Annotated in this window: 20 protein-coding genes, 3 tRNA genes and 4 rRNA genes; 9 read left to right on the forward strand and 18 right to left on the reverse strand. The window is 48.1% G+C overall.

Features of this window, described 5'->3' with window-relative positions; all coding sequences use genetic code 11:
- Positions 1–10: 10 nt before the first annotated feature.
- The 7 genes from L1S32_RS04610 to L1S32_RS04640 all read right to left on the reverse strand — a co-directional run bounded on the left by L1S32_RS04610 (position 11) and on the right by L1S32_RS04640 (position 4,942).
- Positions 11–460, reverse strand: coding sequence for a 30S ribosomal protein S13 (locus tag L1S32_RS04610; protein ID WP_278156540.1), 450 nt, complete (start codon positions 458–460; stop codon positions 11–13).
- A 37-nt stretch (positions 461–497) separates the two neighbouring features.
- Positions 498–581: transfer RNA gene (locus L1S32_RS04615), tRNA-Ser, on the reverse strand.
- A gap of 106 nt (positions 582–687) precedes the next feature.
- Entirely contained in the window at positions 688–1,659 is a 972-nt protein-coding gene (locus L1S32_RS04620; RefSeq protein WP_278156542.1) for a deoxyhypusine synthase, read from the reverse strand.
- A 61-nt stretch (positions 1,660–1,720) separates the two neighbouring features.
- On the reverse strand, positions 1,721–2,497 hold the full coding sequence (locus tag L1S32_RS04625) for a CBS domain-containing protein (RefSeq protein WP_278156543.1): 777 nt from the start codon (positions 2,495–2,497) through the stop codon (positions 1,721–1,723).
- Between the two features lie 186 nt (positions 2,498–2,683).
- The gene (locus L1S32_RS04630; RefSeq protein WP_278156545.1) at positions 2,684–3,628 is read right to left on the reverse strand and encodes a CBS domain-containing protein; all 945 of its coding nucleotides are present in this window, start codon (positions 3,626–3,628) and stop codon (positions 2,684–2,686) included.
- Entirely contained in the window at positions 3,594–4,394 is an 801-nt protein-coding gene (locus tag L1S32_RS04635) for a CBS domain-containing protein (protein WP_278156549.1), read from the reverse strand. Before L1S32_RS04635 ends, L1S32_RS04630 begins: the two co-directional genes overlap by 35 nt.
- On the reverse strand, positions 4,391–4,942 hold the full coding sequence (locus tag L1S32_RS04640) for a CBS domain-containing protein (RefSeq protein WP_278156551.1): 552 nt from the start codon (positions 4,940–4,942) through the stop codon (positions 4,391–4,393). Before L1S32_RS04640 ends, L1S32_RS04635 begins: the two co-directional genes overlap by 4 nt.
- A 215-nt stretch (positions 4,943–5,157) precedes the next feature.
- On the opposite strand from L1S32_RS04640, the gene L1S32_RS04645 reads away from it, so the two are divergent.
- Genes L1S32_RS04645 through L1S32_RS04655 form a run of 3 tightly spaced genes read left to right on the forward strand, consistent with a single transcriptional unit; the run spans position 5,158 to position 6,611 of the window.
- A complete protein-coding gene (locus tag L1S32_RS04645) occupies positions 5,158–5,799 on the forward strand; it encodes an Era-like GTP-binding protein (protein WP_278156553.1) in 642 nt (213 codons plus the stop codon).
- A gap of 6 nt (positions 5,800–5,805) precedes the next feature.
- Positions 5,806–6,177 (forward strand): DUF2073 domain-containing protein, encoded by a 372-nt coding sequence (locus L1S32_RS04650; RefSeq protein WP_278156555.1) that lies wholly within the window; start codon positions 5,806–5,808, stop codon positions 6,175–6,177.
- A 5-nt stretch (positions 6,178–6,182) separates the two neighbouring features.
- On the forward strand, positions 6,183–6,611 hold the full coding sequence (locus tag L1S32_RS04655) for a Zn-ribbon domain-containing protein (RefSeq protein WP_278156557.1): 429 nt from the start codon (positions 6,183–6,185) through the stop codon (positions 6,609–6,611).
- Positions 6,612–6,917: 306 nt separating this feature from the next.
- Here the strand turns inward: L1S32_RS04655 and L1S32_RS04660 are convergent, their stop codons facing one another.
- The 3 genes from L1S32_RS04660 to L1S32_RS04670 are packed head-to-tail and all read right to left on the reverse strand — an operon-like array spanning position 6,918 to position 11,521.
- Positions 6,918–9,503 (reverse strand): PKD domain-containing protein, encoded by a 2,586-nt coding sequence (locus L1S32_RS04660; RefSeq protein ID WP_278156559.1) that lies wholly within the window; start codon positions 9,501–9,503, stop codon positions 6,918–6,920.
- Positions 9,504–9,518: 15 nt separating this feature from the next.
- Positions 9,519–10,592 (reverse strand): type IV pilin N-terminal domain-containing protein, encoded by a 1,074-nt coding sequence (locus L1S32_RS04665; RefSeq protein ID WP_278156561.1) that lies wholly within the window; start codon positions 10,590–10,592, stop codon positions 9,519–9,521.
- Between the two features lie 11 nt (positions 10,593–10,603).
- Positions 10,604–11,521, reverse strand: coding sequence for a hypothetical protein (locus L1S32_RS04670; RefSeq protein ID WP_278156562.1), 918 nt, complete (start codon positions 11,519–11,521; stop codon positions 10,604–10,606).
- A gap of 117 nt (positions 11,522–11,638) precedes the next feature.
- Between L1S32_RS04670 and lysS the strand changes: the two genes are divergently transcribed.
- Genes lysS through uppS form a run of 3 tightly spaced genes read left to right on the forward strand, consistent with a single transcriptional unit; the run spans position 11,639 to position 14,899 of the window.
- On the forward strand, positions 11,639–13,177 hold the full coding sequence (gene lysS, locus L1S32_RS04675; RefSeq protein WP_278156564.1) for a lysine--tRNA ligase: 1,539 nt from the start codon (positions 11,639–11,641) through the stop codon (positions 13,175–13,177).
- Complete coding sequence (locus L1S32_RS04680; RefSeq protein ID WP_278156566.1) at positions 13,164–14,132, forward strand: radical SAM protein; 969 nt, start codon at positions 13,164–13,166, stop codon at positions 14,130–14,132. Before lysS ends, L1S32_RS04680 begins: the two co-directional genes overlap by 14 nt.
- Before the next feature lie 41 nt (positions 14,133–14,173).
- Positions 14,174–14,899 (forward strand): polyprenyl diphosphate synthase, encoded by a 726-nt coding sequence (gene uppS, locus L1S32_RS04685; RefSeq protein ID WP_278156569.1) that lies wholly within the window; start codon positions 14,174–14,176, stop codon positions 14,897–14,899.
- Here the strand turns inward: uppS and L1S32_RS04690 are convergent.
- A complete protein-coding gene (locus tag L1S32_RS04690; protein WP_278156570.1) occupies positions 14,887–15,486 on the reverse strand; it encodes an undecaprenyl diphosphate synthase family protein in 600 nt (199 codons plus the stop codon). The genes uppS and L1S32_RS04690 overlap by 13 nt on opposite strands.
- A gap of 262 nt (positions 15,487–15,748) precedes the next feature.
- On the opposite strand from L1S32_RS04690, the gene dph5 reads away from it, so the two are divergent.
- From dph5 to L1S32_RS04705, 3 genes are all read left to right on the forward strand, one after another.
- On the forward strand, positions 15,749–16,507 hold the full coding sequence (gene dph5 / locus L1S32_RS04695; protein WP_278156573.1) for a diphthine synthase: 759 nt from the start codon (positions 15,749–15,751) through the stop codon (positions 16,505–16,507).
- Positions 16,500–17,069: a DUF357 domain-containing protein gene (locus L1S32_RS04700; RefSeq protein ID WP_278156575.1), complete on the forward strand. Its 570-nt coding sequence runs from the start codon at positions 16,500–16,502 to the stop codon at positions 17,067–17,069. The genes dph5 and L1S32_RS04700 overlap by 8 nt, the downstream gene beginning before the upstream one ends.
- A gap of 76 nt (positions 17,070–17,145) precedes the next feature.
- A complete protein-coding gene (locus L1S32_RS04705) occupies positions 17,146–18,192 on the forward strand; it encodes a flippase-like domain-containing protein (protein ID WP_278156577.1) in 1,047 nt (348 codons plus the stop codon).
- Between the two features lie 387 nt (positions 18,193–18,579).
- Here L1S32_RS04705 and rrf (L1S32_RS04710) read toward each other — a convergent pair.
- The 7 genes from rrf (L1S32_RS04710) to L1S32_RS04740 all read right to left on the reverse strand — a co-directional run bounded on the left by rrf (L1S32_RS04710) (position 18,580) and on the right by L1S32_RS04740 (position 25,223).
- A 5S ribosomal RNA gene (rrf, locus tag L1S32_RS04710) occupies positions 18,580–18,701 on the reverse strand.
- Positions 18,702–18,751: 50 nt separating this feature from the next.
- Positions 18,752–18,823 (reverse strand) — tRNA-Cys (locus L1S32_RS04715).
- A gap of 332 nt (positions 18,824–19,155) precedes the next feature.
- Positions 19,156–19,575: a hypothetical protein gene (locus L1S32_RS04720; RefSeq protein ID WP_278156579.1), complete on the reverse strand. Its 420-nt coding sequence runs from the start codon at positions 19,573–19,575 to the stop codon at positions 19,156–19,158.
- Between the two features lie 768 nt (positions 19,576–20,343).
- Positions 20,344–20,465: ribosomal RNA gene (gene rrf, locus L1S32_RS04725) — 5S ribosomal RNA — on the reverse strand.
- Between the two features lie 65 nt (positions 20,466–20,530).
- Positions 20,531–23,450, reverse strand: a 23S ribosomal RNA gene (locus L1S32_RS04730).
- A 173-nt stretch (positions 23,451–23,623) separates the two neighbouring features.
- Positions 23,624–23,696 (reverse strand) — tRNA-Ala (locus L1S32_RS04735).
- A 59-nt stretch (positions 23,697–23,755) separates the two neighbouring features.
- Positions 23,756–25,223: ribosomal RNA gene (locus L1S32_RS04740) — 16S ribosomal RNA — on the reverse strand.
- Together the 16S, 23S and 5S rRNA genes with 2 tRNA genes alongside form the textbook arrangement of a ribosomal RNA operon.
- Positions 25,224–25,275: the final 52 nt, after the last annotated feature.

Raw genomic sequence — 25,275 nt, forward strand, 5'->3', positions numbered from 1 at the left:
ATCAGAAACCTCAGTTCTTCTTCCTTCTCACACCAACAGTGGTGCCAGTACGGCCTGTCGACTTTGTACGCTGTCCGCGCACTTTCTGACCGGTTTCGTGACGAATACCCCGGTAACTGCGAATCTTTCGCATCCGGTTGACATCGTCCTCTATTGCCATTCTCAAGTCCTGACCGAGAAGCTGTTTTGCCTCTCCGGTGTAGACATCTTTCTGCCGATTAAGCATCCAGGTTGGTACATGATCCTTGTAGCTGGCTACAACCGCACGAATACGGTCCACCGGTTCGTCTTCAAGAAGACCCAGTGTTGCCCGCGGGTCAACATCTGCAAGTTTTGAAATTACAGATGATGTATGCATACCGATACCCGCAAGTCCGGTTAATGCAATCTGAACCGCTTTAGTACCGTCAAGGTCAGTGTTCTCAATCCTGACGAAGTAGTTGATCTCTTGCTCTTCCATTCAGTCAGCCTCACATTGAGATATATACTCTTTAAAGCGTTGAGGGAGGGATTTGAACCCCCGAGTCCCAAGGGACACGGGGTTAGCAACCCCGCGCCATGCCTGGCTTGGCTACCTCAACAGAGATAATCTCGCATCATTACGACACTCGCAACACGAACAAACGTTGTTGCTCCATGAATGTTACCTTATTGTATGGTAAAAGAATGGTATTAAACGTTCCGGTATTAATACAGTCCCGGAGGTGCAGCCCTCTCCAGACCCAGACTTTTCAACCCGGAAACAATAAGGGGCAGTGCAATTGTCGCATCACAGAACACCTGTACCTGCGGAGAGGTCACAGCTTCCTTCCCCCAGCTGATGGCCTCTTCAAAGGTGCAGCCGGAAAGACCACCCCAGTGTGGAGCATCTGTTGTATACTGGATAGCATACGCATGACCTCCGCAGTCGTTATCATGGATTGAGGCGATGACCTGTGTCTGTTGAATGAAATTTTTCGGGACACCGCCCCCGACATAGATAACCCCGGTCTTCACAGAATTTTCAACCATCCGGGTAATTTCATCTGCATCCTTCAGCTGGTCAATACTAATGTCAGCGCCACCCCTCCGTGCCATTAATAGAGCGATGCCAATCGATGAGTCAGATAATGCAGGAATAAATATTGGCACTCCCGCATCTGCACATGCAGAGACCAGAGAACGTCCCGAAGGCCACCTCTCCTGCAGCTGACCGGCCAGTTTTCCGATGAATTCACGGGATGAGCCGGAATAGGGAGAGATTGAACGGGCATACTCAGCTATCAGCCGGTCAACATTCCTGAATTCACCCTCATACGCAAAAACATCATAAATCCTGTCAATCCCCTTACTGAAGAGTTCTGCATCATCCACATGGTGGTGTCCACGATAATGGCGCACACCCTGATGTTCACAGATGTCGTGAAAAATATTTGCACCGGTTGAGACGATGGCATCCACATATCTGCGTTCAACAAGTTCTGTAAGACATGCCTGCATGCCCGCAGGAATCATCGCACCGGAAAGCCCCAGAAATATTGTACAGTCAGGATCTTCGATCATCTTTTTCCAGACATTCAGGGATTCGCCAAGCCTCCCCCCCTGGAATCCGCCATTCCCCATGTTCTGCAGAAGCCTGTCAATTTCTCGCACAGGTTGTACAGGAGTGATCGGTTTCATAGTAATATCAGGGAATTATAATGAGAAATAGAGTACCATTCGATACAAAAAAAAGGGAGTATTATAGTGCGATAAGCATTGAATCCTTAGAGATAATTCCTCTGAGTTTCCCATCTTTTGTGACAGGAACGGAACTTATCCCTTTTGATACAATCAATTCAGCAAATTCAGCAACAGCCGCGCTTTCTTCAAGAGCGAGCGCCGGTGCAGTCATAATATCCCTTACGAAGAGATTTTTTATCTGGTTGTCCTGATGTTTTCCGTCCACCTTTGTCCGGAAATCACGCATTGCGCGTGCTACATCAGTTTCTGTGACAATGCCGGCAATGGCGCCATCATCCATAACAACAAATTTGGTCACATCCTCATCAAGCATGCGCCTGCGCAGATGGATAACCCTCTCATCCAGGCCAATTACGGCTGCATTCTGGATCAGATTTTCCGTTGTTGTGTCGGGTACCATCACTCTAAGAAGATCAGTTGCATCAACCTTCCCAACGAGTTTATGCTCACTGTCAAGCACAACTGCTAATTTATATTCCTGGAGAAGCGGAATTAGTATATCTGCCTCTTCATCCCCGTAGACTGATGTGAAATTTTCATCCGTTTGGTTTGCTACATGAATCTGCGTAGGTGACAGAGTGGACGTCTTCTTGCTGCCAAGAGTTTCCGCAATAGCTGCCCGGGAAATTGTTCCCATTACTGAACCATTGTTTGTAACTATCAGAGGGTCTACACCATCTGCGAGCATTTTATCAAGCGCTTCGGTAATTGGAGCAGATTTTGCGATGGTAATCGACTTGGACATCACATCTTTGACAAATATTTCCTGACTCATTATGCCACTTCCTGGATACATATCCTATTCAGAATCCTGTTTATCTTTACAGGATAAAGGCTAATTTTCACTGACCTGTTCATCAGGCATCCTCCATGTACCACAGAGGAAAGATGCCGGAAAAGCATTACTGTCATTTTTCATGCTTTTTGTTTTAATCCTGATCATGTACTGAATGCAATACTATTACAGCTCATTCTGAAGAGCCCGGACCAGATCATACTCTGTAATTATGCCAACCAGACGGGAATCTTCGATAACCGGCAATGCACCAACACCTTTTGCCAGCATATACCGTGCCGCATCACCTACATTCGCGGAAGGATTTGTCGTCATAAGATCACCCGTCATCAAAGAGCGGACGGAAATTTCGAGAACATCATCCGTTGAACCGGTTGTCATCTTCTCAAAGATAGTACCATCCCCGACATATTTCATAATATCCATAGCCGTCACAATGCCGAAAAGGACATCATTACTGACAACAGGCAGGCGTCTGAATTTGCGGCGTGTCATCTCTCTGGCTGCACTCCGAATGGTTTCGTCCGGCGTGATGACCTGCGGAGATGCCGTCATCACATCTTCAACAAGACTGACACTCTGGTATGAGGTGAGCACCTGCAGTACATCACGCTCAGTGATGATACCCATAAGCCGGTCATCACCATTGACGATAGGGAGGCCGCCGGTTTTGGTCATTACTATCCTGTCGACAACATCCGGAAGTTCATCACCGGGATGAACCGTTTCCAGTTTTGTTGACATAATTTCCTTTACCGGTTCATTGATTGCCGAGAGCAACTGTCCACGATGTTTAACCTTAACAAGGTTATACTTCGATCCTCCGCCCATAAGGTCAACCACATCACCTGCTGTCACAAGACCATACAGCCTTCCTGTACCCGGGTCTGTTACCGGCAACCTGCGGAACCCCTTCGTACTCATGGCCTCGACAGCACGGATAATCTGCATCGTCTGGGGAACGGAATAAACGTCACTCGTTCCAATAGCCAGTATCTCAGAAGGATGCCCGGGCTTATTGGTTGAAAATTCTACAGGGCGTCCATTCATCTTTCCGGGATTTGTTCTTATTTCATCAGCTGGTTTCGTATTCTTCAGATTTCTGCGCATGTACGACTCCGGGTAATTCAAGAGCATTGAGAATGTCCTGACGCGATACAATGCCTGCGATCTGTCCATCCGGTTCAATAACCGGAAGTCGGCTGACATCATACTGCATCATTGCCTGTGCTGCGTCCCCTATTGTATCATTCCTGAATGTAATAATGGCAGGGGTAACCATTACATATTCAACCGGTGTTCGATGTTTTGCTTCAATTGAGCGGCGTATATGCCCGTGTGTGATCAGATCTTTTCTGGATATCATGCCCAGAATTCGATTCTCCTCTTCAACAGGAAGCGCGTCATACCCGCTCTCCGTGATCTTTGAATAGACCGCATGCAGTGGATCATCAGGATGGCACGTAACCACCTGCCGGGTCATATAGTCATCCACCAGCCCTTCCGGATGCTGCCGGGACATGATTACCGGAAAGAGTGCAGCCAGCTGCACCGCTCCGATAAGCTCTCCTGCATGAGAGCAGACCGCCACACTGTCTGTCTGCGCATTTCTGATCTGCACAAGGGCATCTTCGATTGAATCCCCGGATTGCACAGACGGTGCCTCACGGAGAAAGGTTTGAATCTCCAGATTTGATTTCGTCTCATTTACAAGGATCACGTCTGAAAGGTCAACAGACCCTGCCAGACTCCCGTCCCGGTTTCTGACAAAAATTTCTCTGAATGAATCCTCCCGAAGATGCTTTCTCGCCTTTGTGATCAGATCATCGGGATATAAGACAGGTATTTCGCGCATCAGGTCGGATACGACCATCATAACGGTTCATCCTCTCCTCGACATTCGGGGCACCGCATGTTTCCGTCAACATTCACCAGATCATCTGACATGCAGCCGCATTCATCACAGATACCGTCCACAAGCTCATCAAACCGGTTTATTTCGATAAGATTGGACATAATCCCGTTCATTTCATTGGATACTGCCAGAATGTCGCGTACCGTAACGATACCGACAACCCGTGAATCCTCAACAACCGGGATTCTCCGGACTTTATTCTTCATCATTATATTGGCAGCATCCTCTATGGTTTTATCAACGCCTATGGTAATCAGCGGTGTGCTCATCACTTCATGAACGAACACGTCACCCGGCACTCTGTTCTTGGCAACAACCTTGCAATTGATATCCTGTTCAGTAACAATACCGACAGGGGCGTTTTTCTTCAGCACTATACAACTGCCAACTTCATCACGGCACATCTTCTCTGCGGCATGTGCAACCGTTGATCCCGAGTCTATTGTTGTGGGACGAAACCGGATCACTTCTTTGAGAAGGATACGCGTTTCAAACCGCATTTGGTTCATCCTGTTATCACTCACTCAGATCACCGTTTATTCTGCATTAAATAATTAAGCAGATGTGGTATAGTGGGCTATTATGCCGTATTCGTATAAAAGAATAGTGAAGATACGCAGATTAATCATGATAATTTCTTTTGCCTTCCCACGTGCAAGAATAAATCTATATTATGAGGGAAGCAGATATCTGAATAGGAATAATCTGCTTTCAGGAGGGACTCATGAATCTTTTTATACGGACAAAAAAACGACTTTCAAGGTTTTTAAATGCATTTTTTAAGAAGCGTCAGTCACGAATAGGCATCTATGGACCGCCAAACGCAGGAAAAACCACACTGTCAAACCGAATTGTGCGGGACTGGACAGGAGATGCATTGGGCCCTGTCAGTGAGATACCTCATGAAACCAGACGTGCACGACGCAAAGAGGGCATAACCATCTCAAACCAGAATGGAAACACGGTAACCATTGATATTGTGGACACCCCGGGTGTAACAACAAAAATTGATTATCAGGAGTTCATTGAATACGGAATGGAAAAGGATGATGCAGTAAAGCGTGCCCGTGAAGCTACAGAGGGGGTTGCTGAAGCAATGCACTGGCTTCGTGAGGACATCGACGGCGTCATTTATATGCTTGATTCAACACTCGACCCGTTTACCCAGGTAAATATCATGCTGGTCGGTATCATTGAAAGCAGAAATTTACCAGTAATCATTGTCGCAAATAAAATTGATCTGCCTGATGCATCTGCATCTGCCATCCGGAAGGCATTTCCCCAGCACCCTGTGATTCCGGTCTCCGGTCTTGAAGGAAACAACATGGAAGAGCTCTATGAAAAAATGCTCGAGTATTTCGGGTGATTCCAGATGATACAGGGAGTTCAGATAGACCTGATTTCAGCAGACAGGCTTGAAAAAATGACAACCATGGAAAAGATTCGTCTAATCCTTGATGATGTCATGGAAGGGAACATCGTTGTTCTGGAAAAAGGGCTTACCCCGGATGAACAGAGCAGGCTAATTGAAATTACCATGCTTGAAATTACTCCTGACGGATTTTCAGGAATTGAGATGGAAACCTATGCAGCAAAGGATTCTGGTTCTTCAGGAGGACTGTTCGGAAAACTTCTGGGAAAGAAGGGTCCCGGAACACGCATGACCGTTATCGGCCCTGCCAACCAGATGAAAACAATAAAGAAGGACAAAGACCTCATAAGCGCCTGGGTATCATCACGGTGAGTGCGATGGCACATAAGTGCACACAATGCGGACGGGAATTTCAGGACGGATCAAATGTTATCCTCAAGGGATGCCCCAGCTGTGGCGGAAAAAAATTTCTCTTCATCCGCCCACAGGATATGCACAAGGATGTGCTTGAGGAAAAGAGCATAAAACAGATCGCAGAAGAGACAAAGGAACAGTTTCTGGAGATAAAGGAAGAGAAACAGAGACCGGAGACTGCCAGCACCTCCAAACATGTGGAGATGTATGACAGAATCGAAAGCATCACGGTCATCAATCCCGGCTCCTATGAACTCAATCTGGAGAAGCTCGCGGAAAGTGATGAACTGGTTATCAGAATGGGGAACGATGACCGGTATATGGTTGATATTCATTCGATGGGGAAAAGTTCTAAATCGAAACCGAAGAAAAAACCGGATAAAAAACGGTAATATCTCTTTTTACAATATCTGATATTCTTCAACTCCTCCCGGAAAATATACTTCAGAGCCTTGCACATTCAGGTTCATCGTCCCGGAATCTCCCATCCGGATGCAGAGGAGATTTACCATCCGGTTCTCACAAGGATTGATGCCCGCACCATGCTATGCGAGTGAATATGCAAGGAAACACCGTCGGGAAAGGATATTATCACCCATATATATTCGGATAGATCACTTCAGGAAGTAAATCCGGTCTAATGCATGCAGGTCTCAGGTTATATTACCGTTACCAACCTATGTCTGGCCACATAAAAATTAAAACGGATAATCAGCAGGATCGCTGATATATTCGTTCATATTTTTGAAGGTGACGGCTGTACCTCCGCTTGTTACCCGGAACCCATCCTGAGCGATGACCAGTCCCTCAAATAAACTTCCTTCAAACACCACTTCCCCATTCGGGGCAAATAACACACCGGTGACAATCCTGTTTCCCATGCCTGTTAGTCTGATATCGCCTGATTTTGCAACGATTATTACATCTTCAGCCGTACTTGGAGCAGGCCAGTCATTAACGGCAGTATAACTATCGGCACATATCCTTATATTGTCTGCAAGGGCGCCCCCGGATACATATCCACGGGAAGAGTACCATGCATCACTCCTTGCAGAAGGCATCTCAACAGCAGGAATCGTAAATCCTGGCACTGATTTCAATTTTGAACATTTGTCCAGAATCGAACGGTCCATATGCGGAGGGTGACTAAACTTCCCGGTATAGAAGATATTTGCATCAGTGAGATCCGGTGTCCAGCCAAGCCCCAGTTCCCCATCGACATACATCGTCCCATGAATTACCGGATCCTTTAGGTAGCAGTTACCATTGACATAGACATCGCCGTAAATGTCTCTCGCTCCAATTCCGAGATACAGGTCACCATTCACATAGATAGAGCCCGGAGATACCTCCGATCCTAATGCTGCACTCCCCCCATCCAGTGAGATTGTTCCATCCACATTTATATTTGAAACAGCAAGAGAGGTTCCACCATTAAGGTCAGCCGTATTCAGTTCACTACCGGTGATATGAATCGTCGCTCCCGGTCCAGTGACAGCGTCTCCGGCAAATGAGAGTTCCTGCCCGTATACAAAGACATTCTCATTGACAACATACTGCGCAAATGCGCTCACGCCCTCAGTTGCATTAATGTATGCCGTACGCTCAAGGGTATCCGTACCATATCCATTCGTCACCGTGAGGTTCACATCATACGTCCCGGCATCAGTATAGGTGTGCAATGGATTCAGATCCGAGGATGTTGTACCGTCACCAAAGCTCCACAGATACGTGAAGGGTGTGGTCCCCGTCACGGTTGAGGTGAACTGCACAGCAAGCGGGGCATCCCCTGTCACCGGCGTCCCAGTGAAGGACACCACAGGTGCATCCCCGGAGGGTGGTGAGCATGCATCTGCCAAAGTTGCAACCTCATCTGCTGTGAGCGCCGTTCCATAGAGATACAGCTCATCCATCATTCCTTTGTAGAAGAAATTGGCCCAGTCATATTTCGTGACCATCTGCCTGCCAATACTGACCGGTTCCGTATTTTCCTGAAGCGGTGTCCGCGTGACGCTGAAGGTCCCTTCTTCCTGACCGTCGACATATACGGTTCCCGTTCCGCCGTCAACCACGACCGCAATATGGAACCACTCGTCATAAGAAAGTGGCAGGCCAGTGACATCCGATATGGCCCCCTCTGCATTCACAGCGTCAAGTTCACCGTTTTCCTCGAATCGAAGAGCGTCATTATCAATCTTGAGAAATACTTCATAATTATTTGAGTATTTGCTCCGCTGGTAATCATCGTAGCCTTTACCGATGATCTGGGTATAGTTCCGATAGGAATCCGGGGCCGAAACATATTCCGGCACTTCAGGTTTGAACCACCCGGCAAACGTGAATGTGTCATTGAAGCTGAGTGTATCATCGTCCGGGACGCTCACCCAGGTGGTCGTGCCGTCGAAATAGAGACCAGTGCCGCAGGCACCTGCCCGCCGGTCCGCCGGACCGCCCTCGATGATCCCGTCGTTGCCGTTGCCGGACGAATCAACCGCAGTGCTTCCGGACGCTTCATCGAACCGCCACCACGCAACAGGGAAAAGGGGTTCTATAGCAAATACCTGGATATATCCGGTTTTAACAGCCGACCCCGAACCGTCCGGGTTGTATGCAGTCAGCTGAATCGTGTACACGCCGGGGGAGGTATAGATATGCACCGGATGCTGCGCCGATGATGAACCTCCGTCACCAAAACTCCACTGCCATGCATAAGGGTCATTGGACGATGCATCCGTGAATTGGACTGTCAGCGGAGCCATGCCACCCGTCACATTCGCAGAGAATGCCGCCACCGGCGTTAGACCGGTCGGGGGAATCACGGTCGCGCTCGTCCCGACATCCCAAAGAAGGATGCCACCCCCATTTGGATCGTAATATATTATTTGAACGGATTCGGGCGGTTCATTACCAGTAAGATCAAGAGTTAATGAATCGCCAGAACCCCACTGATCCCAATCGGAACCACCCATAGTGGAGGTGAAATTTGCTGTCACATCCCTTCCGTCAACAAGAATCCGTGTTTCATTCCTCTGAAGAGTGTCCCCTGCACGAAGATCGAGAACATACGTATCATCATCTTCAATAATACGGGCATCTATAGAAACAGCGGGCACCACAAAAGCAGATGGCGCAGAAAGGAGCATGACAAGAACCACTCCAAATGCAGCGACAAATACGCCAATGAGAATAATCGAGCCGATCATCTCTGATGATGCGTCATCATGGTTTTTTACAGGAAAATGAGACGACTCTTCCTGTAGATTATTACAGCTATATCTTCCCATCTTCTCCCCCCTGCGTCAGATACCATCTGCTTTTGCTAAAATGACTGAATTCTCGTTGTCAGTCGGACTCCATGCATTTATGACAAACATCCCGGAATCCGTTGGCCGGACATTCAGCAGGGTTATAACAGTCGCACCTCCGGACCGGGGATCAAGTGCACCATTTATATACAGCTCATACGTCGGATCAAGCCTGAACGCAAGATTAGACTCCAGATTATCATATTCCGGGATCCAGGCACTTTTAATTTCAACCTCATCTCTTGCACCTCCCGGAATCAGTGCGCCATTAATCCAGACATTGACTCTCTCAAATCTGAGGCTGAAAAATGTATTCCCTACACCTGTGATGCTTATTCGATTCCCTGCAGCCTCATCTTTTCCGGTACGAATGACAAGTGTATCTCCTGTGTTCAGGCTCCGGGCACCGGCTTCTCCTTGAATAGTAACGGTTGAGTTCGGAGAAACAACCGTGAAATTAAAATATCTGCCCTCCACAACAGCAGTCTGTTCTAACGACGCAAAGGCGGCAATGATCTGGGAATCCCTAAGAACAGATTCAGCAACAATCTCACCGGCCACCTCAGGACCGGGAGTCGCCGGGACGCCACCCGGAGCAAGGGTAGGCAAAGGTGCGGACGAGACATCAGCAAGGTCTGCGGCCACACCCGCATCGTCCACATATGCCGGGCGGAAGATGCCTGAGTTATCCAGGTAGGTGATGCGAATATGATCTTCGAGCGGGGTGACAGTCCCCGTGGCAGTATACGTAAGGGTCTCCCCCGTCGACCAGGGCCATGCACCGCCGGACGTAAAGTTCAGGGCGGTCGCAGGAACAGCGGCTCCATCGACGTACACCCCGAAATCTCCCGGATTCAGGGAGTCCCCGCCATTGTGCTGAAAAAGGACAAGTGTCACATTATTCGAGATGAGCACATCTACCGCCGGCAACTCTTCTGCCATCGGCTGAGAGAAGAGAAAGACCCCGACGAGCGTAATGGCTACCACGGTCAGCCCGATAAGGAGGACCACACCGATGGTCTCGGATACCGCATCTTCATTCGTCATCTGTGTCCGCATGCCATTCATTGTACTCTCCCTCACTCAATCCCTGATGCAACCGTCTGGAGCGTTGCCGTGTAGTTCGCCCGGATGAAATCGGCATAGACACCGATGCTTGTATTTCCGACAACCTCAAGAGATACCGTATCTGTGTCTGTGGTCAGCGTGTACCAGGATGCAGGAATCCCATAGCGTGCCAGTGCGTCCCGGAAGGACCCTTCCCACATCCGGCGGGTGTTCACGTCGTCTGATGCCACCACAATGCTAACATTGGTAATTGCGTCATAGGACACTTCTGAAATGCCATTCGAATTCAGATTTGTGTCAATTCGCACCGGTCCGGTGCCGCTTATCAGCTGTTCACCATTCAGCCGGATTATCGTTAAATCGACTTTGGCAGTATACCCTCCGCCAGTCCCGTATCGTGCGATGGTCAGGGGCGGCATGACCCGGACAGTAGAACCGGAATCCTGTTCAAGGAAAACGCCACCCAGCTGATAATAGTAATTCTGGTCTATCCAGTAGTTATTATCTGACTGAAATTCGAGTGAACCCATCTCATAGTCAGCAATGGTTACCACTCCCCCGGCATTCGAACCGGCAGTGACTGTAATGGTTTCAGAACGTTGGTTTATTCCGACAGAGCCCCCGGAGGGGATCGGTGTCAGCAACACAAAATCACCGATCCCTCCCTGACTGTAACCCCCGCCGGTTCCCAGATCAAGGGTTGTACTAAGGGTTGTTCCCTCCCGTTCATTCACCCAGAGGGAGTCCAGCGAAATTTTATAGGCCGCAAATGTGTCTTTGATGTCATTCATATGGCTTATTTCATTATCCCTTCCCTGAACAGGGACCGTATATGTCTGATACATCACAAGAAATACTACCAGAAGGCCTATCAGAAGAATAAATCCGATCACTTCTGAAAGCCCTTCATCACTCTGAAACGACTTCATAAGACAAATACGTGAGTTTTACCGCCGTGACAATAAATACCTGTTTGTACTAAAGACGGTCCTGAGATTCAGATAATACCTATATATTGTTAATCTTGAAACGCCAAATATTAGCCAATGCAGCAACAGGAAGGAGAAACCCAGGAGCGAATACACTGGGCAGATGTCTGTGCAGCACAGGTTGATCAGGAAAAAACCCACTATATTGCCACCGGGATTACGCCATCCGGACCGATCCATCTCGGCAATATGCGGGAAGTTTTGACCGGAGATCTTGTGCACAAAGCAATGGTCGAACGAGGACTTTCAGCAGAACTCATTTATATCGCTGATGATTTTGATCCACTCCGCAAGGTGTATCCATTTCTCCCGGATTCATATGCAAAATATATCGGAATGCCCATATGCGACATTCCCTGCCCCTGCGGCAAACATGCAAATTATGCAGAACATTTTCTTGAACCGTTTCTGCAGGCAATCGACGAGATGGATGTACACCCAACCATCGTTCGTTCAAGTGAACTCTACCGGTCAGGCAGATATACTGATGAAATCGCAACCGTGCTGAACCGTTCAGATGACATAAAAGAGATTCTTGAACGGGTTTCAGGCCGATCACTTCCGGATTCATGGGTTCCCTATTATCCGATATGCAGCAAATGCGGTACAATTGCAAATGCAGAGATTCTCTCCCATGATCCGGAGACGACATCCGTTGCATACCGTTGCCCCTGTGGACATGAAGGAGTATCGGATTATTCAAAAGGTGAAGGGAAACTGGTCTGGCGTGTTGACTGGCCAATGCGGTGGTACAACATGGGCATCACCGTAGAACCATTTGGAAAAGACCATGCCGCAGCAGGAGGCTCATACGACACCGGTAAAGAGATCGTGGAGAAGATATTCGGCGGAGTCGCCCCGTTCCCGGTTCAGTATGAATGGATCAGCCTGAAAGGAAAGGGAGCAATGGCTTCATCAACCGGTGTTGCCATATCCATCAATGAGATGCTCTCCATCGTTCCGCCTGACGTCCTGCGATATATGATTGTCCGGACCCGGCCCGAGCGGGCAATCAACTTTGACCCGGGTATGGGACTGTTATCACTTATTGATGAGTATGCGCGCCTTGCAGAGGACAAGAACAGCCGTGAATATGAACTATCGGCAATATCGTCAATTGCAACTGACATCCCCTTCCGCCATATGGTAACAGTTGTGCAGATTGCACGGGACAAGGAAACCATTTTTGATATCCTTGCCCGGAGCGGATATAATGTTGAAAACAAAGAGGCAGTGCTTGCACGTGCTGAACGTGCACGAATATGGATTGAAAAATACGCACCAGAAATGGTGAAATTCACGGTCCAGACCGAATTGCCTTCTGCGGTATTTGCATTTACGGAAGATGACCGCTACGGACTGAGTGCCCTTCTCGCACAATATATTGCAATGGATGAATGGAAGGCTGAGACCATCCACAATGCAGTATACAAAGTGGGGGAGGATACCGGGGTGAACGCAAAGAAAATTTTCACTGCCCTCTACCTCGCAATTCTCGGAAAAGAACGGGGCCCCAGACTTGGATGGTTCCTTGAAGCCCTGGGACAGGAATTTGTGACCCAGAGAATTACTGATGCGGTGAATGCCGGTGCTTAGTACAGCCTGCAGACTCTGCCACGAAGGCGCAAAAATGGTTCTGTTTGTTACCGGAAGGTGCAACAGGACCTGCTGGTACTGCCCGATTTCATCTGAGAAGAAAGGGAAAGACACCGCCTATGCAAATGACCGGGTCATTCTCACCGATGACGACATCCTTGAGGAAGCCTGGTCAATGGGAGCACTGGGTGCCGGGATAACCGGAGGGGAACCCCTTCTGGTACCTGAACGGGTAAAGCACTACTGTACTCTTCTGAAAAATGAATATGGAGAGGCATTCAATATCCACCTGTACACCGGCATTGCTCCGAATGAAGACATTCTTATTCTTCTCAGCGACTGCGTGGATGAAATACGGTTTCATCTCCCGGAAGAAATCTGGGAAACCTATCAGGATTCCCCATTTCCTGCGGCAATTCGCACCGCAAAAGAACTCGGATTTGAAGTCACCATTGAAGTGCCGTCATTACCGGGACTGCATCATCTTATCCCTGCCGTTGACACCGTTGACTGGTTCAATATTAATGAACTGGAATGGAGTGAAACAAACGCAGACGCAATGAGAGGAAAGAGCCACTCACTTGAAGACTGCTACCATAACGCCGTCGGAGGTGCAGGGATTTGGGCGGCAGAGATTCTCAAAAATCCAAAAGTGCACTGGTGTTCATCAGGTTTCAAAGACTCGGTGCAGCTGAGAAAAAGACTGATTCGCACGGCAGAAATTACTGCACGTGAATTTGAAGAGGTCACCGATGACGGCACTCTGATGTACGGCGTCTGGGAATATGCCGGGCAGCCTCATGATATCGAAGAGGGAATGTGGCAGGAGAGAGACGGCAATATCGAGACTGCCTGGTGGATCCTTGCAGAACACCCGGAAGACTTTCCCGGAACAAAGTATATCATTGAACGATATCCCGGATGGGGGATAATAGTGGAGGTAATCCCGCTTTGAAACTCAGGAATATTCTTAATCAATGCTACGAGCGTCATCTGATGAAACGCATAACGAACGTTCCGGATCATATTGCAATCATCCAGGACGGAAACCGCCGTTATGCAAAGATACAGGGGAAAAATACCTCTTTCGGACACCGGAAAGGTGCGCAGACCTCAGAGGATCTGCTTGAATGGGCACGGGAGATTGGCGTCCGGAATGTGACATTATACTCATTTTCCACGGAAAATTTTAACCGGTCAGATGAAGAGCTGAATGAATTATTCTCACTTTTTATTGAAAAATTCAGATCCGTAAAAACGGATCCACGGATTCATAAAAATAAAATCCGCCTGCAGGTAGTAGGAGACCGCAGCCTCATTCCGGAAAATCTTCTTGCAACCATCGTTGAAGCAGAGGAAGCAACCAAAGACTATACACAATTCCACCTCAATATTGCCCTGGCATATGGGGGCAGAAATGAAATCGTGCTTGCATCACGGGAAATTATCAAAGATCTGAGAGCAAACAGAATAACACCCGATATGATCACCAAAGATCTCTTTGACGAAAAGATCCGCGGAGACCTGCATCTCCCCCCCGTTGATCTGATCATCCGTACCGGAAACGAGAAACGGACATCCAATTTTCTTCCGTGGTTTGCCAACGGATACGAATCAGCGGTCTACTTCTGTGCACCATACTGGCCCCTCTTCAGAAAAATTGATCTGCTCAGGGGAATCCGCGTGTATGACGAACGGGTTAAGAGCGGCTATCTCCCATAACGTCTTTTGCGGAGCTGATAATCCCGTATTGCCCGGAAAAAATCAATTTTTCTAAACGTCTGCCAGTTTACATCAGTGAAAAACAGTTCAGAATATACTGACTGCCAGATCATAAAATCCATCAGATGGTTATCCCCGGTTTTAATGACAAAATCCGGTTCATAATGAAATGTCAGGTGAGATTCGAGCATTTTTTCGTCAATCTCATCCGGTGCGATTCCTTTTTCTGCAATTTCACGAACAGAACGGACAATCTCTTCCCTGCCACTCATGCCCACTGCAATAATGGTATCCGGAATCTGGCTCCCGTCATGGAGCACCGATACCCCTCCGGGTGAATACAGGGTTACACGGACAGGACCAAAGGAATCTTTAAACCGGGTTATTTCTGAGATCAGGGGATCAGGATTATCGGTATCAATATGGAAAATGAGGGATTTCAACCCACATTCTCCACTCCAGTTGATAACCTGGATGATTTTTTCCGGTGCACGTCGCGCTTCATCCTCGGAGAGCATGATACAGATATGACCGGGAACATCCACACATCCCCGGATCAGAACCCTCTCATAGATATACCGAATCATACAACACCTGAATTTTCGATTTTATTGAAATGCAGCCCATCTCCGGTTGCTACAGTAGAACATCCCCGGCAACCCCATAGAGCAATAAGATAGTATACACCTTTTGTATCACAGGTAATTAATATCATTCAATTCTGTCAATGATGCACCTGAAGAATACATCTGAGGGCATGCATCACGACCGGAACAGAGGCACCAATCTTTATCAGATCATTACCATTATTGAAACTGAATCTCCCATAGTAATAGACAGGTGATTAAAATGCTCTCATTCGTTGGACTTGGTCTGTATGACGGGGAAGACATCTCCCTAAAAGGTCTCAGGAAAATAAAGGAAGCAGACCATATCTTTCTGGAAGGATATACATCCCGCCTGATGGGTATAAAGATCTGTGAGATGGAGGACCAGTACGGAAAAACAGTAACGATTCTGGGACGGGAGGATGTTGAACAGCATCCGGATACCGTTCTTGAATACGCTAAAGAAGGACCGGTGGTATTTCTTACCGGAGGGGATCCGATGGTATCAACCACGCATGCCGACCTTCGTATACGGGCAGCGGAACGGGGGATAAAGACAGAGATTATTCATTCATCTTCGATTATCAGTGCCGTCTGCGGCCTTTCAGGGTTACAGAATTATCGGTTCGGAAAATCATGCTCGGTTCCGTTTCCTGCAGAAAACTGGTTTCCCATCACACCATTTGAAACAATTTCAGCCAACCTTGCATTAGATCTTCACACACTGGTCTACCTGGATATCCAGTCAGACAGATATATGACCGTTCCTGAGGCAATCAGCCTGATATCTGCAATGGCGCAGAAGAAAAATGCAGAATTACCGGGACTTTTTATTGGCATTGCACGTGCGGGCAGCGAAAATCCTACAGTTATTGCCGGAAATGCAGAGGCCCTTTTAAATGCAGATTTTGGCCCGCCCCTCCATGTGCTCATTGTCCCGGCGAGTCTTCACCCAATCGAGGAGGATTATATCCGGACATTTGCTGGTTACCATGATTGAGGCATACGGCAAAACCTTTTTCGAAAAGGCAGATAGAGCTAAAATTGTTGTTCCACAGAATACATGGCTTTTCAGTGCGGCAGAAGATGTTATTGAGATGGCGCAGGCATACGCTTCAGACGGATTTGTATTTCTGAAGAACCATGATGAGGTAAATGCTCTTGCATCATTTGCCTATGGAAACGGATGGCTGGATACGGGCGTAAAAGCAGGCCTCATCGCCAGTCTTTCAACGGGCATCCCCCCATCAGGCTGTGCAGAGGAGATACCGGAAAACCTCTCGGACCATCTGTCGGAGAAGACATTCAGATACGAAAGAATGCTCACCACTGCATTAACATCTGTCTGCATAAATTCTGAACCGGAACTTCCCCTTTATTCGGCAGCAGAAGAACTCTGCCGGATTGCACACCTCCATTATCACGAAGGCACAACTGAAATACAACGCAACAATCTTGCAGATGGACTGGCCCTTCTCAGTTACGCCTACGGATGGATTGATGCAGGTGTACGTACAGGCATCCTGAGGGTAGTAAAAAATAACGAATTATTCACGATTTAAAGTAAAAAGAGTTTATAGTTTGGCAGGAAAACGTAGATAATTCATCGATTCTTTCGGAAATGGAGATTATTAATTCATGGAAAGTTCACAATGGAAATGGTTGGCCCTCTCTGTTGGTTTCAGTACAATTGTACTCATAGGTGTTCTTTGGTTTACCATAGATGATGAGACCATCACCTATCTTAAGGACGTCAACTACACATTTTTACTGTTTGCATTGTTTCTCCACATCCTTGCATTGATGGCATGGGGTATGAGACTGAAGATGATGTCGCAATCTCTGGGGTATCACGTACCCTTTCTCCATGCACTAAACGCAGTCTTTGCAAATCTTCTGGTTGCTGCCATCACTCCCTCACAGGCAGGAGGAGAACCAGTCAGAATTCATGAGCTCTATCGGGCAGATGTGCCGGTAGGTGATGCAACCGCTGTTGTGATCATGGAGCGGGTTATTGATGGTATTGTACTCGGACTCATTGGGATATTGGCATTTTTCCTGCTGGTATTCCAGGTTGCAACACTGGACGTGAATCTTACGACTCCTTTGATGGTCATCTGGGTTATGCTCATTTGCTTCATGGCCCTCTTTGTCTATTCCATCCGCCACCCCGAATTTCTGAAAAAGATTCTGTATAAAATGTCCGGATGGTTAACAAAACGGTGGAAATCAGAAAAAGTGGATAAACTGATGAACTCCATCGATTCCGAAGTTGATAACTTTAATCGTGCACTTGCAAAATTCGTCAGCAAGGCAAAATCCGGACTGATATGGGGCTTTATCCTGACCACCATCTACTGGACGTTTGAATTTTTGATTGCCTCATTCATTCTGATAGCGATTGGATCAAAACCATTCTTCATTGAATCCTTTATCGTACAGCTGATAATTGCAATCATCATGATGATCCCGCTTACCCCGGGAAGTTCAGGAGTTGCAGAAATCACCGCCACATCACTCTATGGCCTGTTCGTCCCGTCGTCGATTGTAGGGGTGTTTGTCCTCCTCTGGCGGCTTATCCTGTATTATTTCAACGTATTTGTCGGCGTGCTTGCAAGTGTCCTCATTGTCAGAAGAGAGATGATATTACGGCAGTTAAAACGGCTGAAACGCAATCAGAACTGATTGCTTGAATCAAAATCTTTATTCTCTTTTTTCTCAGGAAGAATAGATCCTCCCACCGCCAAAGTCATACACATTTTCTTTTTTTTGTGTGCGACAGATTCTCTCAATCAGGGTCTACAATTGGCAGCAATTTATTCAGAACAAAAGAACGAATGCAGACAGAAAAAGAAAAACAACGACACTCAGCGAGCCAGGTTTACCTATGTACAGAATTATCCGGAATAATGACGACAGGGCCCTGAAATGTCCTTGTCACACGGATACAAAATGGTACGACCGCAACTCAATTCAAATGCGCGCACGCCTTTGAATTCTATAAATGCATAATATGACATTAAAAGGCATTTTTGAAAATGACAAGTCACGTCAGAAAAGACTTCTTACGAGCATTTGCAGCGAAGTATGGTTCCCGAGCACTCGCGTAACTCAGTACAGCATACTACGTGAACGGGCTTAACTTCCGGGTTCGGTATGGGTCCGGGTGTTGCCCCGCTGCTATGGCCGCAAATACAGGACAAAGGATTTTGCCCTGTTCGAAATCCCTTTCAGGGATTTCAAAAGCCAAGGTCCAGATTTGAACTGGAGTATAGCTGCTCTGCAGGCAGCCGCGTGGCCGCTCCGCCACCTTGGCATTCGTGTTGCCTAACAATATTATCACTACTAGGATAAATACATTGTTTTATGAATCTGCAAACCCACCGCTTACACCTGAATTTTGGCATGGAACTTCAAATGAACTGACCATACGATTAATAATCATTGTCATCTTCTCCAAGATTTCGATAATATGTACACGACGAGACTTATTCAGAGACATACATCAGACTCCCGAACCGGCATCCGGAAATACCCATTCAAAAGTTGAATATCCGAATTCATTCCGGACGGAAAAAAGGCTGTCTGACAGTATGAAAATACCTGCCCCAAAGCAGGATAAGAAAGCAAAAATTATCGACTGATTATTCAGCAGATTACAGAGACTTGTTCGGACGTATTGTCCCGGGAAAAGATTCCTTGCGCAGCAGACCGACCGTTACGGGGTATACCATACAAAGGTGCGTATCTACCATACTGCACAAGGACAGACCGAAGGGAACGCACAGAAACAGTAAACTGGTCACCATTATTTAGTTCAATATTGACTGCTTTCCCTGACGATGAAATATATACCATCCCTGCCGTTCCACACAAATGCAATTCAGCAGTCTTTCGGATAGGTTCAATCCGTCCGGAACGGATACCTGCCATGGCCTGATACAATTCCGGCAGCCTGACACCAAATCTGGTTCCGTGAATGATCACCTCAATAATGCTGTTTTCCCGCCCGTCACAATCACGCACCATCCTGCGGCCCGCCTGCACATATCCTGCTTTTTTCAGCATGATTCTCCCAAAAATAACCTGAGAATATTAATACATAAGGACTAGCCATGGGGACCGTGAAAGTAAAAACGGAATTAAATTCGGGATGGGTCTCAAACCCATTCAATTTCGAATGAATGCTTCTGCTATTTATCCGTGAAAAATTCCGATGAAGATTATTCATGTGGCCATATGCCCATATCTGTTCAGGAATGATGCCAGTATTACCGAAAAAGGACACATGGTATGCTGACAGTGCAGATAATTCTCTTTGAATCTCTCTTCTGGATTCGGCCGGCTTCAATATTTCTCCCCGTGCAGCTGCCAGAGATGGCGGCCACTCTCTGGCAGGAAAAGGAAAATCACGCATAAAGCACCAGACGAAAACCAGCCCGCCATACAGATGTGTATATTCAATGCTGATTCAGCGATGAAACGAAAAGAGAGGGAAAGAGAGGGAAAAAGCAAATCGGTATAAGTTCAGGGCAATGCATAAGCTCACTCACTTCCTTTCAGAGGAAGAGTTGCATCAGTGTGATATCTTTCCGGAATATCCTTTCAACCATTTTCACGAGAGCTCACGCTCCTTTGTATACCCATTCCCGAACAGAATAATCACATGCAGTCATCTGCGGTACAGGAATCCTTCCCGGGCACTCACGCTCTTTTGTATCGTATATACAGAACAGAATAACCCCTTAGAACCAGTTTACAGATAAGAATCAACCGCAGAGCCTAGGCTCTCAGGTATAACAGTTACAGAACAGATTTTCTCATTTTTTTGCAGAGCATTTGCAGCGAAGTATGGTTCCCGAGCACTCGCGTAACTCAGTACAGCATACTACGTGAACGGGCTTAACTTCCGGGTTCGGTATGGGTCCGGGTGTTGCCCCGCTGCTATGGCCGCAAATACAGAAGCTGTGTATCGTGTGTGCACACTGGATTTCGTCTGAGTTTTAACGGAACACGTAAATCAGTGTTAGCTGATTCGGGCGTTAGTACTCGTGGACTGAACACGTCGTTACCTTCGTGCGTACATCCCGAGCCTATCAAACGGATCTTTTATCCATGCCCTCAGACGAGGTCTCTTTTTAGGTCTGGTTTCAAGCTTAGATGCTTTCAGCTTTTATCCATTATCGCGTAGCCACTCGGCACTGCCCTGTCGGACAACCGATCTACCAGTGGCGACGACGGAAAGTTCCTCTCGTACTATTTCCGTCTTACCCTCAGACCTCTAACACTCCAAATAGATAGTAACCGACCTGTCTCACGACGGTCTAAACCCAGCTCACGATCCCCTTTAATAGGCGAACAACCTCACCCTTGGCTGCTGCTGCACAGCCAGGATGGAAAGAACCGACATCGAGGTAGCAAGCCGCCGGGTCGATATGTGCTCTTGCCGGCGACGACTCAATTATCCCCGGGGTAGCTTTTCTGTCGTCAATAGCACTCATCAAAAGCGCGTATTGGTTCGTTAGACCCGAGTTTCCTCTCGTGAACACTTGCTATGCGTGTTCACGTCAGGCCAACTTTTGCTCTTGACACTCTTCTGTGAGTTTCTGACTCACATGAGTTGACCTTGGGGCACCCTTGATATCTTTTCGAGGGTGTGGCGCCCCACCCAAACTGCCTACCTACCGATGTCCTCACAAGGAGTTAGTGTTACAGTATACAAAGGATGGTGTCTCATTGGTGACTAACCAGCCCCCACGAGGGCTGGATCGACATCTCCCATCTACTCTGCGCAATGAATACCGTAACACAACGACAGGCTGCAGTAAAGCTCCACGGGGTCTTCACTTCCCATTTGGAGTCCCTAGCCTTTGCACTAGGATAAAATGTTCAACGGACTTGTGTTTGGGACAGTAGGGCTCTCGTTAATCCATTCATGCAAGTCGCCAATTAAGCGACAAGGTACTACGCTACCTTAAGAGGGTCATAGTTACCCCCGCCGTTTACAGGTCCTTCGTCCGGTTGAACCCGGTTTTCAGATACCTGCACTGGGCAGGAATCACAGACTATACTAGTCCTTACGGAGTTGCAGTCTGCTATGTTGTTATTAGACAGTCGGAGCCCCCTGGTCACTGCGACCTGCCCGATCTCCGGGCAGGCACCCCTTATTCCAAAGTTACGGGGCCATTTTGCCGAATTCCCTAAACACAATTAAACCGACACGCCTTAGCCTACTCAGCTAGGGGCACCTGTGTCAGATCTCGGTACGGACATCTGATTCCCTTTTCACGGGTTCCAGGAATTTGCTTTATTACTCCATCACGCTTTCACTCAATTCTCACCATTACGGTTCTCCGAGAGCTTATACGATTAGACAGGGCGACAGCCCTGCAAAGCATATCCAGAAACGTCGGGGTCCGAAGACTACAATCAGATGGTACAGGAATATTAACCTGTTTCCCTTTCGCTATACTCGAGTTACGGTATAACTTAGGACCGACTAACCCTCGGCTGACGAACATTGCCGAGGAAACCTAGCCCCTTCGGCGGTTAGGATTCTCACCTAACTATGCTTCTACTAATGCCAGAATTCTCAATTCTACACGGTCCACAGGAACTTACGCCCCTGCTTCCGCCCATGCAGAGCGCCTCTCTACGCCATCACCTTGCGGTGGTCTGTGGTATCTGTGGTAGGTTTTAGCCCCGTCCATTTTCAGCGCCCTAAACCTCGACTGGTAAGCTGTTACGCACTTTTTAAAGGGTAGCTGCTTCTAAGCTCACCTTCCAGTTGTCTTTGGCCTAGGACATCTTTTAGTGTTGACACTTAACCTACACTGAGGGACATTAACCACAGTCTGGGTTGTCTCCCTTACGCATTACAAGCTTACCCCGTAATGCGGACTTCCAGCCTTCTACGACGACGGGGAATTCGGAGTTTGACAGGAAGGTGAGGAATTTCTTCCCCAACTCCTCCAATCAGTGCTCTACCTCACCGTCTATCTCCAGCCAGGTCATGCTACGGCATGTTTCGAGAGGAACCAGCTGATGCCCAGTTCGATTGGCCTTTCACCCCTATACGCAGGTCACACGAATGATTTGCATATCAATACCGCTACGGCCCTCCACGCAACTTTCGTCACCCTTCAGCCTGCCCACGCATAGATCACTGGGCTTCGGGTCTTATCCTGTCGACTACACGCACTATTAATACGTCGTCCCATGTCGAAACTACGGACTTGTCGCTTTCGCTTCGGCTTCCCTTACCGGTTAACCTCGCCAACAGAATAAACTCTCTGGCCCGTTCTTCAAAACGTACGTTATGACACCGGCAGTACACCTCATACAACCGCCTCGCGACGGGTTCTTTCGATGTAAAGATCCTTGCATGCCATAACACACTATCACCTATCAGTTTCAGGCACTTTTAACCACCTTTCCAGGGTTACTTTTCAGCTTTCGCTCACGCTACTAATGCGCTATCGGTTTCGAGGAGTATTTAGTTTTGGAGGTTGATGACCCCCAGGTTCATGCGAGAATTCCAACCCGCACTACTCGAGACACTTCCTCATCAAACATCGGTATGCGTACGGGGCTATCACCCTCTGTGGCAAACCGTTCCAGAAATATTTCCGCTTCGGATGTTTGATTAAACGGAAGGCTCACAACACCACATGTCCCCGAAGGGATTCGGTTTGAACTCTGTCGTTTTCGATCGCTTTTACTCACGACATCTCGTTTGATTTCTCTTCCTCCCCCTACTGAGATGTTTCAATTCGGGGGGTTCCCAATCCTTACGGATCGCTTCTTAAAGAAGCAGGAGGTCCCATTAGGGAATCTCCGGATCATAGGTTCCATGCGCCTACCCGGAGCTTATCGCAGCTTGGCACGCCCTTCATCGGCACTCGAACCGAGCCATCCACTGACAGGTTTGTATCAGCTTGTCTTTTTTGATTGTGTCCGTTAAAACTCATTTAACGTCCAATGTGCACACCTTTACACAGCCTCAAAGAGTCGGTTAGACTCTCGGCCCTTCCCCGATGACTCACGTCTCCGGGTGCATGGGAGCCTGGTGTTTCAGATTAAATGGTTATTACTAACCACTCTGATTACCAGGCAATGGACTTAAGGGGATTTGAACCCCTGGCCTCGGCGTTGCAAACGCCGCGCTCTTCCAGCTGAGCTATAAGCCCATATCCTGTTGACACCGACAATTTTACGTTTTGTTTAATAACCGCTTACCCAGTTCTTTAGGAGGTGATCCAGCCGCAGATTCCCCTACGGCTACCTTGTTACGACTTAACCCTCCTTGCGAAACCTAGATTCGACTGCGGCAAAAACCACAGGCTCATCCAAACCTCACTCGGATGGTTTGACGGGCGGTGTGTGCAAGGAGCAGGGACGCATTCACCGCGCTATGTTGAAACGCGATTACTACGGATTCCAGCTTCATGTGGGCGAGTTACAGCCCACAATCCGAACTTAGGACAGGTTTAAGAGATTGCCTTCACCTTTCGGTGTCGATACCCATTGTCCTGCCCATTGTAGCCCGCGTGTAGCCCGGATAATTCGGGGCATGCTGACCTACCGTTGCCCATTCCTTCCTCCTCTTTAGCAGAGGCGGTCCCAACAGTGTCCTCTTCGTTCCGGAGAACAAGCTAGCAACTGTTGGCGTGGGTCTCGCTCGTTGCCTGACTTAACAGGATGCTTCACAGTACGAACTGACGACGGCCATGCACCTCCTCTCAGCTGGTCAAACAGAGTCTTCAGCCCGGTTATCATTCCGCTGTCCTATCCGGTGAGCTTTCCGGCGTTGAGTCCAATTAAACCGCAGGCTCCACCCGTTGTGGTGCTCCCCCGCCAATTCCTTTAAGTTTCAGCCTTGCGACCGTACTTCCCAGGCGGCACGTTTCACGGTTTCCCTTCGGCACCCCGGTGACTCGTGGTCACCAGTACACCTAACGCGCATAGTTTACGGCTGGGACTACCCGGGTATCTAATCCGGTTCGCTCCCCCAGCTTTCGTCCCTCACTGTCGGAGCCGTTCTGGTGAGATGCCTTCGCCATCGGTGGTCCCACGGGGATTACAGGATTTCACTCCTACCCCCGGAGTACCTCTCACCTCTCCCGGTCCCTAGACCAACAGTATCTCTTAGACGCCCGCCGGTTAAGCCGGCGGATTTCCCAAGAGACTTATCGGTCCAGCTACGGACGCTTTAAGCCCAATAATAGTGGCCACCACTCGAGCCGCCGGTATTACCGCGGCGGCTGGCACCGGTCTTGCCCGGCCCTTTCTTCAGATGCTTTTTAGACACCTGGACAGCCCGCGTATACGGGCACTCGGGGTTCCCTTATCACAGTTTCCTGCATTGTAAAGTTTTCGCGCCTGCTGCGCCCCGTAGGGCCTGGAATCGTGTCTCAGATTCCATCTCCGGGCTCTTGCTCCCACAACCCGTATCGATTACAGGCTTGTTGGGCCGTTACCCCAACAACAACCTAATCGACCGCAGATCCATCCTAAGGCGCCGGAACTTTCGACTAAAGAACATTCCAGTATCTCTAATCTATGGAGTATTATCCCCAGTTTCCCGGGGTTATCCTCCACCTTAGGGCAGGTTATCCACGTGTTACTGAGCAGTCCGCCGAGGGTCTGAACCCTCTCGACTCGCATGGCTTAATCGAACCCCGATAGCAGTGACCTCTGGCAGGATCAACCAGAATTAATTTCTTGAAGTAGGCAAACTGATACCTCAGTTTTACTCATCAAAGCACA

The organism is Methanogenium sp. S4BF (genome assembly GCF_029633965.1).
GTDB lineage: Archaea > Halobacteriota > Methanomicrobia > Methanomicrobiales > Methanomicrobiaceae > Methanogenium.